11 protein-coding genes are annotated in these 14,659 nt (G+C 73.1%); 9 read left to right on the forward strand and 2 right to left on the reverse strand.

Going from position 1 to position 14,659, the window contains the following annotated elements; genetic code table 11:
- Positions 1-90: 90 nt before the first annotated feature.
- Positions 91-1,290, forward strand: a complete 1,200-nt coding sequence (locus tag OHB41_RS15195) for a bifunctional adenosylcobinamide kinase/adenosylcobinamide-phosphate guanylyltransferase (RefSeq protein ID WP_266698654.1) — start codon at positions 91-93, stop codon at positions 1,288-1,290.
- A 19-nt stretch (positions 1,291-1,309) separates the two neighbouring features.
- On the opposite strand, the gene OHB41_RS15200 is transcribed toward OHB41_RS15195, so the two are convergent.
- A complete protein-coding gene (locus tag OHB41_RS15200; RefSeq protein WP_266698655.1) occupies positions 1,310-2,362 on the reverse strand; it encodes a class I SAM-dependent methyltransferase in 1,053 nt (350 codons plus the stop codon).
- Between the two features lie 137 nt (positions 2,363-2,499).
- Between OHB41_RS15200 and cobT the strand changes: the two genes are divergently transcribed.
- The 3 genes from cobT to OHB41_RS15215 all read left to right on the forward strand — a co-directional run bounded on the left by cobT (position 2,500) and on the right by OHB41_RS15215 (position 6,472).
- Positions 2,500-3,594, forward strand: a complete 1,095-nt coding sequence (gene cobT / locus OHB41_RS15205; RefSeq protein WP_266698656.1) for a nicotinate-nucleotide--dimethylbenzimidazole phosphoribosyltransferase — start codon at positions 2,500-2,502, stop codon at positions 3,592-3,594.
- Between the two features lie 365 nt (positions 3,595-3,959).
- Positions 3,960-5,756, forward strand: a complete 1,797-nt coding sequence (locus tag OHB41_RS15210; protein WP_266698657.1) for a phosphatidylglycerol lysyltransferase domain-containing protein — start codon at positions 3,960-3,962, stop codon at positions 5,754-5,756.
- Positions 5,753-6,472, forward strand: a complete 720-nt coding sequence (locus tag OHB41_RS15215; RefSeq protein WP_266698658.1) for a hypothetical protein — start codon at positions 5,753-5,755, stop codon at positions 6,470-6,472. The genes OHB41_RS15210 and OHB41_RS15215 overlap by 4 nt, the downstream gene beginning before the upstream one ends.
- Here OHB41_RS15215 and OHB41_RS15220 read toward each other — a convergent pair.
- Positions 6,409-7,176, reverse strand: coding sequence for a hypothetical protein (locus tag OHB41_RS15220; RefSeq protein WP_266698659.1), 768 nt, complete (start codon positions 7,174-7,176; stop codon positions 6,409-6,411). The two genes, OHB41_RS15215 and OHB41_RS15220, sit on opposite strands and share 64 nt — an antisense overlap.
- Positions 7,177-7,250: 74 nt before the next feature.
- Here OHB41_RS15220 and OHB41_RS15225 point away from each other — a divergent pair, with 74 nt between their 5' ends.
- The 5 genes from OHB41_RS15225 to OHB41_RS15245 all read left to right on the forward strand — a co-directional run bounded on the left by OHB41_RS15225 (position 7,251) and on the right by OHB41_RS15245 (position 14,628).
- Complete coding sequence (locus tag OHB41_RS15225; protein WP_266698660.1) at positions 7,251-8,033, forward strand: adenosylcobinamide-GDP ribazoletransferase; 783 nt, start codon at positions 7,251-7,253, stop codon at positions 8,031-8,033.
- A gap of 547 nt (positions 8,034-8,580) precedes the next feature.
- Positions 8,581-10,110 carry a leucyl aminopeptidase gene (locus OHB41_RS15230; RefSeq protein WP_266698661.1) on the forward strand — a complete coding sequence of 510 codons (1,530 nt, stop codon included), beginning with the start codon at positions 8,581-8,583 and terminating at the stop codon, positions 10,108-10,110.
- A gap of 290 nt (positions 10,111-10,400) precedes the next feature.
- On the forward strand, positions 10,401-11,789 hold the full coding sequence (gene lpdA / locus OHB41_RS15235) for a dihydrolipoyl dehydrogenase (protein ID WP_168527772.1): 1,389 nt from the start codon (positions 10,401-10,403) through the stop codon (positions 11,787-11,789).
- Positions 11,790-11,916: 127 nt separating this feature from the next.
- Positions 11,917-13,719: a 2-oxoglutarate dehydrogenase, E2 component, dihydrolipoamide succinyltransferase gene (sucB, locus tag OHB41_RS15240; RefSeq protein WP_266698662.1), complete on the forward strand. Its 1,803-nt coding sequence runs from the start codon at positions 11,917-11,919 to the stop codon at positions 13,717-13,719.
- A gap of 285 nt (positions 13,720-14,004) precedes the next feature.
- Positions 14,005-14,628 (forward strand): GntR family transcriptional regulator, encoded by a 624-nt coding sequence (locus tag OHB41_RS15245; protein ID WP_148013651.1) that lies wholly within the window; start codon positions 14,005-14,007, stop codon positions 14,626-14,628.
- The last annotated feature ends 31 nt before the right edge of the window (positions 14,629-14,659 follow it).

Consider the following 14,659-nt stretch of genomic DNA (forward strand, 5'->3'; position numbering starts at 1 on the left):
ACTGCACAGCGGGAGCCCGACAAGATCCGGCTCCCGTCCGAAGCCTAGCCGGGCGCGCAAGACCTGCGGGGACACGGAAAAATCATCCCCGTGGAACTGACTCTGCTCGGCACCGGCGCCCCTGAGGGCCTGCCCCGCCCCGACTGCCCCTGCTCCTCCTGCGCGACCGCGCTCGGCGAGGACGCGCGGGCGGCCACCGCCCTGCTCGTGGACGGCACGCTGCTGCTCGACCTGACGCCCGGCGCGGCGTTCGCGGCCGCGCGCGCCGGGCACACGCTCGGCGGGGTACGGCAGGTGCTGCTCTCGCATCCGCACGACGGGCCCGCCGTCGAGGTGCCCGCGGGACTGCCGCAGCCCGTGCGGGTTCCGGACGGCAGCGAGTTGACCCTGCTGACCGGGCACCGGGTACGGGCGGTGCCGATGGACGCGCCGGGCACGGGATACGCGGTGACCGGCCCGGACGGACAGCGGCTGCTCTATCTGCCGCCGGGCGCGGCCCCCGCCGGACTCGACGACGACGGCGGCTCGTACGCGATGGTGGCGGCGGACGTGGTGGGACGGCCGGACGCGCTGGCGAAGCTGCGGGCGGTGGGCGCCGTCGGACCCACCACGGACGTGATCGCGGTGCACCTCGACCACGATGTGCCCCCGGGGCCCGAACTGCGGCGACGGCTCGCGGCGGCGGGTGCCCGCGCGGTGCCGGACGGGACGACGCTGGACGTGGGCGTGTACGAGGACGTACCGGACGTGCCGCGGCGCACCCTGGTGCTCGGCGGTGCGCGCTCCGGAAAGTCCGTCGAGGCCGAACGGCGGCTGGAGTCCTTCCCGAACGTGCTGTACGTGGCGACGGGCGGCACCCGGGGCGGGGACAACGAGTGGGCTTCCCGGGTGAGCGCGCACCGCGAGCGGCGCCCCGCCTCCTGGCGGACCACCGAGACCTGCGACCTGGTGCCGCTGCTGGCGGAGGAGGGCCCGCCGCTCCTCGTCGACTGTCTCTCGCTGTGGCTGACGGACGCGATGGACTCCGTGAACGCCTGGGACGACGCGGAGTGGGCCGGCGGCGGCGAACGCGCGCTGCGCGCCCGGGTCGAGGAGCTCACCGCCGCTGTCCGCGGCACCCGCCGCACCCTGGTGGCCGTCTCCAACGAGGTCGGCTCCGGCATCGTCCCGGCCACCGCCTCCGGCCGCCGCTACCGCGACGAACTCGGGCGTCTGAACGCGGGGTTCGGCGCGGAGTGCGAGCACCTGCTGCTGGTGGTGGCGGGGCAGGCGCTGGTCCTGCGGGGCTGATCCCCGTCCCGGTCCCGGCTCAGGCCGCTCTGCGGGCGATGATCCGGTACGCGTTCGAGAAGCGGGTGCGCCGGAGGAGGGGGGCGAAGGCGTGGTCCAGGGCGGAGGCCGAGGCGAGCAGCGGGGCCGACGCCCCGGTCAGGACGGTGTGCAGACGGCGCTGCAGCGAGGTCGGCGGCGCCGGGCGCCAGGGGGCGTCGAGGTCGGGCAGGACCCGCCCGAGGGCGAGCGCGAGGGCGCCCGCGAGGTCGTACGGGATGTGCGGTTCGCGGCGGTCCGTCGTGACGATCTCGCAGCCCAGGGACTCCAGTTCGCCCAGCAGGTTGGGCAGCGGCATGAGGTGGAGGTGGCGGGGCTGGCCGTAGGACACCCACCACTTGCCCAGCAGCGCGCCGAACGCGCAGTCGGGGTGGGGGACTTCGACGAGGAGGTGGCCGCCGGGCCGCAGGGCCACCAGGGCGGCGCGCAGTTCCTCGCGCGGGTCGGGGGTGTGCTCCAGATGGTGGAACATGCTGACGACGTCGTAGCGGGCGCGCAGCCGGGCGGTGATCCGGGGGTCGCCGAGCCGGCCGCGATGGGCCTCCTCGACCCGTCCGGCCGCCCTCGCCTTCTCGACGCGGCGGGTGGGGTCGAGTCCGTCGAAGGAGGTGTACGGGTGTACCTCCTTGGCGGCGGCCGGGAAGTACCCGTGCCCGGTGCCGACGTCGAGCCAGCTCTCCGGTTCGGCGTACGGCAGCAGCGCGCGGGCGGCGGCGCGGTGCCGGCCGCTGCTGCCGCGGGCGCCGAGGAGCCGGTCGGTGAGGCTGTCGAGCGTCTCGTGGAAGTCCCGCTGGTAGAAGGCCAGGCCCTCCGCGGTGAGCCGGGGGTTCTGGAAGGCGTGGGCGCAGTCCCCGCACTCGTCGACGACGAATGTGCCGGGCTTGCGCTGGACGAGGTCCGGCGTGCGCAGCCGGTTCGAACCGCACCAGGGGCAGTCATCCCGGCGCGGCTCGTGGAACCGGTCGGTGCCCCGGGCGAGTTCGGCCGCGTAGGCGGCGCGGTGGTCGGCGGTCGGGGGCGGTGTGGGGGGCATGGGCGCTCCTGGGAGGGGCGGCGGGGCGACTGGCCGGACATACGACAATTCGACACAAACGGTACGTATCGGATGGCGTTCCGGGGCGCAACGACGTGGCGCGGACGTGTTCGATCGCTGCCGGTACTGTTCGGCGAATGAGCTCGCTTAATCTCGACGACTTCACCGATCTGATCGAGCGCCCCGACGGAGGGGTGCGCCGCGACGCCGAGGCGCGCCGGGAGCGCCAGATCGTGCCGCCCGGGGCACTGGGCCGCCTCGACGACCTGGGTGAGTGGCTGGCGGCGGCGCAGGGCTCGGTGCCCGTGCGGCCGATCGAGCGTCCACGCGTGGTGCTGTTCGCGGGCGACCACGGGATCGCCGGACTCGGTGTGTCCGCGCGGCCCGCGGGCACCGCCGACCAGCTGGTGCGGGCGGTGCTGGAGGGCGCGAGCCCGGCCGCGGTACTGGCGCGCCGGCTCGGTGTCCCCGTACGCGTGGTCGACATGGCGCTGGACTGCGACCCCGCGGAGCTGCCCGCCGAGGTCGTACGGCACCGGGTGCGGCGTGGTTCGGGGCGCATCGACGTCGAGGACGCGCTGAGCGCGGAGGAGGCCGAGGCCGCGTTCCGGGCGGGGGTCGCCGTCGCGGACGAGGAGGCGGACTCGGGTACGGACCTGGTGGTGCTCGGGGATGTGAGCGTCGGCGGGACCACCGCGGCGGCCGTGCTGGTCGCGGCGCTGTGCGGGACCGACGCGTCCGTCGTCACCGGGCGGGGCGGGCGGGCCATCGACGACCTCGCGTGGATGCGCAAGTGCGCAGCCGTGCGGGACGCGTTGCGGCGGGCGCGGCCGGTGCTAGGGGATCAGCTGCAGCTGCTGGCGGTGGTCGGCGGGGCGGATCTCGCCGCGATGACCGGGTTCTTGCTGCAGAGCGCGGTGCGGAAGATGCCGGTCGTGCTCGACGGGGTGGTCTCGGCGGCGTGCGCCCTCGTCGGGCAGCGGGTCGCCTTCCGGGCGCCGGACTGGTGGCTGGCCGGGCAGATGAGCGGGGAGCCGGCCCAGGCGAAGGCGCTGGACCGGATGGCGCTCGAACCGCTGCTGGACCACGGGGTCACGGTTGGCGAGGGCGCGGGAGCGCTGCTGGCCCTCCCCCTCGTCCAGTCCGCGGCCGCGCTCGCCGCGGAGCTTCCCGTGACGCCCGAACCCACCCCCGACCCGGAGACCGGGCCCGAGTCCTCTGACGAGCAGTAACCACCGAGGGCCCGCACACCGGCAGGAGCGCCCCCGCAGGGGCGCGGGGAACTCCACCCGACCGCGGACCGGACGACTCCGCCCACCGAACGCGCCTCTTCAGGAGCGCGGGGAACTGCGCGACCGGCCCCCACCGACCGCCGGCCGGACAACTCCGCCCACCCGCGCCCCTCCAGGGGCGCGGGGAATTGCGCGGTCGACCCCACCGACCGCCGGCCGAGCGCCCTCCGGCAGCAGACGCCACCTTCCAGGGGCGCGGGGAACTGCGCGACCGGCCCCCACCCATCCGCAGCAACGCCCCGCCCCGCACCACCCACACCGCCCTTCCCCCGCGCGGAGCACACCGCCCCATATCATCGCGCATTATGGGAGATGCCCGAATTGCCGCCGAGCAGGAGCGGCCCCCGGCCCGTCAGGGCGAAGGGGACCGCAGGTCCACCGGGGCCTCACGCAGAGCCGCCGGTTTCACCGTCTGGTACCTGCGAGCGGTCACGTTCATCAACTTCCTGAGCGCCGCTTGGCTGACGCTCGGCCAGGACGTGCGGCGCCACAACACCGAGAACCTCTTCACCCCGTACCTGCTGACGGCAGGATTCGCCTCGGGCGTGTTCACGATGTTCCTCGCCATCACCATGCGCCGGCGCAAGCGGGCCGCGTGGATCCTGAACTTCGTCCTCGGCGGGCTCTTCCTGCTGCTGTTCGCCGTCGCGATGGCGTTCCCGGAGATCCGCCGGTACGCCCAGAACTGGATCTCGCTCGCGCTGACGGCGGTGTTCGTCGCGTCCCTCGTCGTGGGCCGCCGCGAGTTCTACGCGAAGGGCGACCGCTCGAACCCGAAGCTCGCCGCGGCCGTCGCCACCGGCGGTCTGCTCGTCTGCTCGCTGCTCGCCGCACTGCTGGTGACGGTCACCAACAGCGCGCACGACGCGTCCCGTTCCACCTTCTCGGAACGCTGGCGCTACGGCGCCCTGCGGCTGGTCTCGGTCGCCGCCAACGACTCCCGCTTCCACGGCCTGGAGATCGCCAACTGGGTCAACGTCGCCATCAACGTGCTCAGCACCCTCCTGGTCCTCTCGGTCTTCTACGCGGCCTTCCGGTCCCGCCGCGCCGTCGACCCGCTCACCGAGGACGACGAGAAGCGGCTGCGGGTCCTGCTCGAGAAGAACGGCGACCGGGACTCGCTCGGTTACTTCGCGCTGCGCCGGGAGAAGAGCGTGGTCTGGTCGCCGACCGGGAAGGCCGCGGTGGCGTACCGGGTCGTCGGCGGGGTCTCGCTGGCCTCCGGCGACCCCCTGGGCGATCCGGAGGCGTGGCCCGGCGCCATCGATCCGTGGCTCGCCGAGGCCCGCGCGCACGGCTGGATCCCGGCGGTCATGGGCGCGAGCGAGGAGGCCGGGACCATCTACTCCCGGCACGGCCTCGACGCCCTGGAGCTGGGCGACGAAGCCATCGTGGAGACCGCCGAGTTCACGCTCGAGGGACGGGCCATGCGTACCGTCCGGCAGGCCTACAACCGTGTGAAGCGGGCCGGGTACCGGGTGCGCATCCGACGCCACGACGACATCCCGGCCGACGAGATGGCGTACCTGCTGGAGCGCGCCGACGACTGGCGCGACGGGGCCACCGAACGCGGGTTCAGCATGGCCCTGGGACGGCTCGGCGACCCCGACGACGGACAGTGCGTCATGCTCGAATGCACCGACGGGGAGGGCGAGTTGAGGGCGCTGCTGTCCTTCGTTCCGTGGGGCCCGCGAGGGCTCTCGCTCGACCTCATGCGGCGTGACCGCGACTCCGAGAACGGGCTGATGGAGTTCATGGTGATCGAACTGCTGCGCCGCGCACGGGACATCGGGATCACCCAGGTCTCGCTCAATTTCGCCATGTTCCGTTCCGTCTTCGAGCGTGGCGCGCGACTGGGCGCGGGACCGGTGCTGCGACTGTGGCGCTCCCTGCTCAGTTTCTTCTCGCGCTGGTGGCAGATCGAGTCGCTCTACCGTGCCAACGCCAAGTACCGGCCGATCTGGGAGCCCCGGTTCCTGCTCTTCGAGAAGAGCGCGGACCTGCTGCGCATCGGTGTCGCGTCCGCCCGCGCGGAAGGGTTCCTGGAGGCTCCGGGACTGCCGAAGTGGCTGCACCGCAAGCACCTCGAGTCGCATAGATGAACACGCTCGCCCGCCTGGCCCGCGCGGAATGGGGACTGCTGTTCGTCACCGTGCGCAGGGACCTGGAGGCAAGGCGCCTGCGAGCGATCCCCGTGACCCTCGCGGCCGTCCTCCTGACGGCTGTCCTGCAGTTCGCGCAGAACCAGTCCTGGGGCTACCGATTCGTCCAGGACATCGGCTCCGTACGGGCCGACGAACCGCTCGGGCTCGCTCTGCTGCGCACTCCGCTCTCCCTCTTCGTACCGGCCCTGGACCTGCCGGTGTGGGGGGCGCTGATCCAGATCCTCGTGGTGTTCGGGATCGCCGAGATCTGCCTGGGCTGGTGGCGGATGCTCGTCATCGCGTACGCCGCCACCCTGGCCGGCACGCTCTACGCGCGTATCGCGGTCATGCTCGGCCCGGACCACCCGCTGGGGCTGCCCGCGACGGACGCGCGGATCGTGGACACCGGACCCTCCGCAGCTGTGGTCGGTCTCGCCGTCTTCGTGGCCTGGCGCTACCGCGCGTACGCGACGGCGGCGGTGGTGATCGCGTCGATGGCCGTCGAGGTGACGGTCAAGGGGAACCTCGCGGGCCGGGAGCACATCGCGGCGCTCGCCGCGGCCCTCGTGCTCTGCGGGATCTCCGCGCTGCGCCGCCGACGCCGCCGGCGTCACCGGCGCCCGGGCGGCAGCCGGGCGGGCAACGGATCCGGTTTCCCGCCGATCAGGTCCTGAAGTCTGCGACGCGGGCCCGCCCAGCGACGGTCGTGGTGGTAGGCGCGCAGCATCGACCTCGCCCGGGCGCGCGGCCGTCCGCGGTAGAAGCGCCTGGCCCACGGTGAGGAGGGCCGGGCCAGCCGGAGCGCTCCGATCAGGGCGACGAACGGGACGATCACGCCGAAGATCGCCATCCGGGCCTTGCCCTTGCCGAGGGCGAGCAGGGCGAAGAGGAAGTTCACGGCGACGCTGAGGATGACGCCACCGCGGTCCTGCACTTCCTGCTGGCTCAGGTCGTTGACGCCGAACGGCAGGAACCCGCCGAGCACGAGCCCGACCAGGGCCGCCGTGATCAGCACGACCTCGACGCTCTTGCGGCCCTCGTCCGTCCAGTACACGTCGTCCAGGTGCAGGATCAGCGCGAACTCGTCCAGCACGAGCCCCGCGCCCATCCCGAACACCACGGCGAACGCGGAGGCGCCGAAACCCGGCCGGGCGCTGGCCACCGCGCCGAAGCCGCCGACCACGGTCAGGACGACACCGGGGACCACGTGATGGATGTGCAGTCCGCCCGCCTTCACGTTGCCGAACGGCCCCTTGCCCGCGCGGATGAGCCGGACGATGACACGGGTGATCACAAAGGTCAGCACGAAGGAGCCGAGCGCCAGCAACAGCGGCAGTTTTCCCGGCTCGATGATGTTCCGGTGCAACCAATGACCCATATCGGGCACTTTATCCATGCCTTTTGTCCCCGGCCGCCGCACCCGCCCGCCGCCCTCCCGGGTAACCTGCGCCGATGTCCCCGACCCCTGCCTCCCACGGCCTGCGCTTCGCCTTCGGCACCCTGACCGTGCTCCCCGTCGAGGTGACCCGCTGGGACCGCGAGACGGCGCGCGCCGGAATGCTGTGCGCCCCCGTGGCCGGACTGGTCGTCGGGGCGGGCGCGGCCCTGGCGGGCGTGGCCCTGCTCGCGATGGGGGCGGGCCCGCTGCTCGCCGCCGTCGCCACCGCCGCCGTACCGGCGGCGCTCACCCGCGGTCTCCACCTCGACGGGCTCGCCGACACGGCGGACGGCCTCGGCAGCGGCAAGCCCGCGCAGGACGCGCTGCGCGTCATGAAGCAGTCCGACATCGGCCCGTTCGGCGTGATCACGCTGCTCTTCGTGCTGCTCGCCCAGGTGGCCGCACTCTTCCAGGCCTACGCGTCCTCGTGGGACCGGGGCGCGCTCGCGGCCGTCGTCTCGGCGACCGCGGCCCGGCTCGCCCTCACCCTGGCCGCGCGCACCGGGGTGCACCCGGCCCGCCCCGAGGGGCTGGGCGCGGCGGTCGCGGGGACGGTGCCGGTGCGCGCCGCCCTGCTGGTGGCGCTCGCGGTCGTCGCCGCGGCGGCCGGCGCGGGCGCGCTGCTGGGGACGTACGACCTGGTCCGCGCCGCGGTCGCGGTGGCGGGCGCCTGCGCGGCAGCCGAACTGCTGCTGCGCCACTGCACGCGCCGCTTCGGCGGCATCACGGGCGACGTCTTCGGCGGCCTCGCCGAGACGGCGGCGACCACGGCCCTGGTCGTGTTTGCCCTCGGCTGACCGGCGGTCACGGGGCCGCTCCCGGCCCGTCTTCGACGGCCACTGAGCCGAAGTCCCGGTCCGGCCGGGGGATTTGACCGGGTTCGCCAGGTGCCGCTCGCGGGGGGCGCCTGAAGGCCGGGGGCGCTTTCGCCGGGCGGGTTCCAGGGCGCGTGGCGAGGTGCCCGCGGACGATCCCCCACCGCTGTCGGCGCCGCCCGGCGCGGGCGGCCGTCGCCGGCTCGCGGGGCCCCTTTGCCCCGGGCGTGTCCGTCGGCATCAGGTGGACGACCGGTGAAGTTAGTGTGGAGCCGCACGCGACGCATGGGCCAAAAGCCTCCACCTGCACACCGGATCACCGGGGCGGAGGAGCGGCGGGCGGCCACCGCGCCACGGAAGGGTGAACACCCCACGACGCAGGGGCGGTCTCCCCCGCGTAGGCTCTTGTCGATTGCCCTCCCGGCCCTACCGCAGGCACCTCTCCGCTGCCAGATCAAGGATCGATGCCGGGCCCGGTCGACCCACCCAGATCGGCCACTGAACTCAATGGAAGCGAGAATTCACCACCGTGACTGCTCTGACTCTCAGCACCGCCGCAGCGTCCGGCCTGCGGGCCGACGCGATCGTCGTCGGTGTAGCCAAGGGCGCCAAGGGCCCGGTCCTCGCACCGGGCGCCGAGGCCGTGGACAAGGGGTATGACGGCACGCTCGCCGCCATCCTGGAGACCCTCGGCGCGTCCGGCGGCGAGGGCGAGGTGACGAAGCTGCCCGCGCCGTCCGGCTTCAAGGCACCCGTCGTGGTGGCCGTCGGCCTGGGAGCGGTCCCGGACAAGGACGAGGCGTTCGGCGCCGAGGCGCTCCGCCGTGCCGCCGGTGTCGCCGCCCGCGCGCTCGCCGGTGCCAAGAAGGCCGTCCTCGCCCTGCCGATCACGGACGCCGCCGACGTGGGCGCCCTCGCGGAGGGCGCGGTGCTCGGCGCGTACGCCTTCGACGCGTACAAGGAGACCGGCAGGTCCGGCAGCGCCGCCAAGAACGGCAAGGCCCCGCTCGTCGAGGTCGCGCTGCTCGGCGGCAAGCCCCGTGACGCGGCGCACAAGGCGGCGCTCGCGCGCGCCACCGCCGTGACCGAGGAGCTGAACCGCGCCCGCGACCTCGTCAACACCCCGCCGAACGACCTCACCCCCGAGGCCTTCGCCGCCGTCGCCACCGCCGCCGGCAAGGAGCACGGCATCAAGGTGCAGGTGCTCGACGAGAAGGCCCTCGAAAAGGGCGGCTACGGCGGCATCCTGGGCGTCGGCGCGGGCTCGGCCGCCGCTCCCCGCCTGGTGAAGCTCTCGTACACCAGCCCCAAGGCGGCCAAGCACCTCGCCTTCGTCGGCAAGGGCATCACCTACGACTCGGGCGGCATCTCCCTCAAGCCCGCCGGGCACAACGAGACGATGAAGTGCGACATGAGCGGTGCGGCGGCGGTCTTCGCCGCCGTGGTCGCCGCCGCGCGTCTCGGCCTGCAGGTCAACGTCACCGGCTGGCTGGCGCTCGCCGAGAACATGCCGTCCGGCTCCGCCACCCGCCCCGGTGACGTGCTGCGCATGTACAGCGGCAAGACCGTCGAGGTCCTCAACACGGACGCCGAGGGCCGCCTCGTCCTCGCCGACGCGCTGTGGAAGGCGTCCGAGGAGAAGCCGGACGCGATCATCGACGTGGCGACGCTGACCGGCGCGATGGTGCTGGCCCTCGGCAACCGCACGTTCGGTGTCATGGCCAACGACGACGCGTTCCGCGCCTCGGTCGTGGAGGCCGCAGAGGAGGTCGGCGAGGAGTCCTGGCCGATGCCGCTGCCGGAGCACCTGCGCAAGGGCATGGACTCCCCCACCGCCGACATCGCGAACATGGGCGAGCGGATGGGCGGCGGCCTGGTCGCCGGCCTGTTCCTGAAGGAGTTCGTCGGCGAGGGCATCACCTGGGCGCACCTGGACATCGCCGGGCCCGCGTTCAACGAGTCGGGGCCGTTCGGCTACACGCCGAAGGGCGGTACGGGGTCGGCGGTGCGGACGCTGGTGCGTCTCGCCGAGCTGACCGCGGCGGGCGACCTCGGTTAAATCCGCTCCGCGGCCACGGGTGATCCGCGGCCACCCGGCAGGGCCCCGCGCCCCTGCCGGGTGCTCCACGGCCCCGGGCGACGTGTCGCCCGGGGCCGTTTTGTCCGCAGGAAACAGGACAGTGGGACGTCTCACACACCGGCCCGGCGTCTCGAACGCCCCCGACAAGTGCGAAGATGGGTTCTCGGCAGGACAGGGCCCGAACCACAGGGCCGAAGAAGAGCGGCCGGACACCAGCCGCCGACCGGTCACTGGAGACCGGCGTGGCGCACATGCATGGAGGACGTGACGTGGCGAACGACGCCAGCACCGTTTTCGACCTAGTGATCCTCGGCGGTGGTAGCGGCGGTTACGCCGCGGCCCTGCGCGGAGCGCAGCTGGGCCTGGACGTCGCCCTGATCGAGAAGGACAAGGTCGGCGGTACCTGCCTGCACCGGGGGTGCATCCCCACCAAGGCCCTGCTGCACGCGGGCGAGATCGCCGACCAGGCCCGCGAGAGCGAGCAGTTCGGTGTGAAGGCCACCTTCGAGGGCATCGACGTCCCGGCCGTCCACAAGTACAAGGACGAGGTCATCACCGGCCTGTACAAGGGCCTGCAGGGACTCATCGCCTCCCGCAAGGTGACGTACATCGAGGGAGAGGGCCGCCTGTCCTCCCCCACCTCCGTCGACGTCAACGGCCAGCGTGTCCAGGGCCGTCACGTCCTGTTGGCGACCGGCTCCGTGCCGAAGTCGCTGCCGGGCCTGGAGATCGACGGCAACCGCATCATCTCGTCCGACCACGCGCTGGTCCTGGACCGTGTCCCGCAGTCCGCGATCGTGCTCGGCGGCGGCGTCATCGGCGTCGAGTTCGCCTCCGCGTGGAAGTCCTTCGGTACGGACATCACGATCATCGAGGGACTGAAGCACCTCGCCCCTCTCGAGGACGAGAACTCCTCCAAGCTTCTTGAGCGCGCGTTCCGCAAGCGCGGCATCAAGTTCAACCTGGGCACCTTCTTCTCGAAGGCCGAGTACACCCAGAACGGTGTCAAGGTCACCCTCGCCGACGGCAAGGAGTTCGAGGCCGAGGTCCTGCTCGTCGCCGTCGGCCGCGGCCCGGTCTCGGCCGGTCTCGGCTACGAGGAGCAGGGCGTCGCCATGGACCGCGGCTACGTCCTGGTCGACGAGTACATGCGCACGAACGTGCCCACCATCTCCGCCGTCGGCGACCTGGTCCCGACGCTCCAGCTGGCCCACGTCGGCTTCGCCGAGGGCATCCTGGTCGCGGAGCGGCTGGCGGGTCTCAAGACCGTCCCGATCGACTACGACGGTGTGCCGCGCGTGACGTACTGCCACCCCGAGGTCGCCTCCGTGGGCATCACCGAGGCCAAGGCCAAGGAGATCTACGGCGCGGACAAGGTCGTCGCCCTGAAGTACAACCTCGCGGGCAACGGCAAGAGCAAGATCCTCAAGACCGCGGGCGAGATCAAGCTCGTCCAGGTCAAGGACGGTGCGGTGGTCGGCGTCCACATGGTCGGCGACCGCATGGGCGAGCAGGTCGGCGAGGCCCAGCTGATCTACAACTGGGAAGCGCTGCCCGCCGAGGTCGCCCAGCTCATCCACGCCCACCCGACGCAGAACGAGGCGCTCGGCGAGGCCCACCTGGCCCTCGCGGGCAAGCCGCTGCACTCGCACGACTGACAACGCCCCGGCTGTTCTCAGTCACCGCGTCGCCCCTGGGCGCGACGACCACAGACTTCCGCACCTTCCCCGAGCTCTCGACTCCGCTCGAGCAGGGGAGATCCCATCGTAAGGAGCAACAGAAACCATGCCGGTTTCCGTAACCCTTCCGGCGCTCGGCGAGAGCGTCACCGAGGGCACTGTCACCCGCTGGCTGAAGGCCGAGGGCGAGCGCGTCGAAGCCGACGAACCGCTGCTCGAGGTGTCGACCGACAAGGTCGACACCGAGATCCCCTCCCCCGCCGCCGGTGTGCTCGCCTCCATCAAGGTCGCCGAGGACGAGACGGTCGAGGTCGGCGCCGAGCTGGCCGTCATCGACGACGGCACGGGCGCGCCCGCCGCCGCTCCCGCCCCCGCCGCCGAGCCCGAGGCCGCCCCGGCCCCGGCCGCTCCGGCCCCCGCCGCCGAGGCCCCCGCGGCTCCGGCGCCCGAAGCCCCTGCCGCCCCTGCCGCCCCGGCCGGTGGCGCCTCCGGTACCGACGTCGTGCTGCCCGCGCTGGGCGAGTCGGTCACCGAGGGCACCGTCACCCGCTGGCTGAAGCAGGTCGGCGAGGAGGTCGCGGAGGACGAGCCGCTGCTCGAGGTCTCCACGGACAAGGTCGACACCGAGATCCCCGCGCCGGTCGCCGGCGTCCTGCTGGAGATCGTGGTCGGCGAGGACGAGACCGCCGAGGTCGGTGCCAAGCTCGCCGTCATCGGCGCCCCGGGCGCGGCTCCGGCCGCCGCTCCGGCTCCCGCGGCTCCGGCACCCGCCGCTGCCGCCCCGGCTCCGGCCGCCCCCGCGGCTCCGGCGCCCGCCCCGGCCCCCGCCCCGGCCCCCGCAGCTCCGGCTCCCGCGCCGGCTCCGGCTCCGGCTCCGGCCCAGGCCGCCGCTCCGGCCGCGCCCGCTCCGGCTCCCGCGCCGACCGCGCCCGCCCCCGTCACCCCGGCCCCGGCGCCCGCCGCGACCTCCGGTGACGACGGCGCGTACGTGACCCCGCTGGTGCGCAAGCTCGCCGCCGAGAACGGTGTCGACCTGGCCGCCGTCAAGGGCACCGGCGTCGGTGGCCGCATCCGCAAGCAGGACGTCATCGCCGCCGCGGAGGCCGCGAAGGCCGCCGCCGCGGCTCCGGCGCCCGCCGCTGCCGCCGCTCCCGCCGCCAAGAAGGCCCCGGTCCTCGAGGCCTCCCCGCTGCGTGGCCAGACCGTCAAGATGCCGCGCATCCGCAAGGTCATCGGCGACAACATGGTGAAGGCCCTGCACGAGCAGGCCCAGCTGTCCTCGGTCGTCGAGGTCGACATCACCCGCCTGATGAAGCTCCGCGCGCAGGCGAAGGACTCCTTCGCGGCCCGCGAGGGCGTCAAGCTCTCCCCGATGCCGTTCTTCGTGAAGGCGGCGGCCCAGGCGCTGAAGGCCCACCCGGCCGTCAACGCCCGGATCAACGTGGACGAGGGCACGATCACCTACTTCGACTCCGAGAACATCGGTATCGCGGTGGACTCCGAGAAGGGCCTGATGACCCCGGTCATCAAGCACGCGGGCGACCTCAACATCGCCGGTATCGCCAAGGCGACCGCCGACCTGGCGGGCAAGGTCCGCGCCAACAAGATCACCCCGGACGAGCTGTCCGGCGCGACCTTCACCATCTCCAACACCGGCTCGCGCGGCGCGCTCTTCGACACGATCATCGTGCCGCCGAACCAGGTCGCGATCCTCGGCATCGGCGCGACGGTCAAGCGTCCGGCCGTCATCGAGACGGAGGAGGGCACGGTCATCGGCGTCCGTGACATGACGTACCTGACGCTCTCCTACGACCACCGTCTGGTCGACGGCGCCGACGCGGCTCGTTACCTGACCGCGGTCAAGGCGATCCTGGAGGCGGGCGAGTTCGAGGTCGAGCTCGGCCTCTAGTCCCACCCCAGCGCACCCGACGCCCCCGCCCGGAACCTTCCGGGCGGGGGCGTCGCGTGTGCGCCCGCCGCGAGCGGCCGGATACGGGCGCGTCCGTGCTGACAGCGTGTAAGTCTCGTCTCACCTGCGCGAAAGCGCCCCCGTGCGCCTCTCCCCGGCAGCGGTGCGGCCTTATTGTCTAAAGGTCAAACGCCCTTGGGTCCCGCTCGTCGCCCGGTCACCACCCCTCAACGAGGCCCTTCGGGCCGCAGTATTGGATCCAGAGCCCCCGCCGAAGGAGCCCTCATGACCGCGCCCGTCGTCCACTCGCTGCGCGAACAGATCCGCGAGCACATCGTGGAGGGGATCGTGAGCGGGCGCTGGAAGCCGGGCGAGCGGATCGTGGAGCGGCGGATCGCGACCGAGCTGGAGGTCAGCCAGACCCCGGTCCGGGAGGCGCTGCGGGAGCTGGAGTCCCTGCGGCTGATCGAGTCGGCGCCCAACAAGGGCGTGCGGGTACGCAACCTGACGGCCGCCGACCTGGAGGAGAGCTACCCCGTACGGGCCGGTCTGGAGGCCATCGCGGCCGAGCTGGCGGCGGAACGGCTCGCCCAGGACTGCTCGGCGCTTGAGCCGCACGTCACCGCCCTGTACGAGGCCGACCGGCTGTCGGACGGAACCGGCCAGGTCCGCCACACCGTCGCCTTCCACCGCGAACTGGTGCGTGCCGCCGGCAACTCCGTCCTCCTGCACACCTGGGAGGGCCTGGGCATCGAGGTCTTCACGGCGCTGTCGATCCGCTGGCTGGGGACCGTCCAGCAGTCGTACGCGGAGGAGCACGAGGCCCTCGTGGCCGCTTTCCGGCGCCGGGACCCGCTGATCGCGGAGCTCGTGAAGGCGCACGTCCTCGGCTGCGCGCCGCGGCCCTGACACAGCGGAGCGCGGCCATGCTCACCTGCGG

Source organism: Streptomyces sp. NBC_01571 (genome assembly GCF_026339875.1).
Lineage (GTDB): Bacteria > Actinomycetota > Actinomycetes > Streptomycetales > Streptomycetaceae > Streptomyces.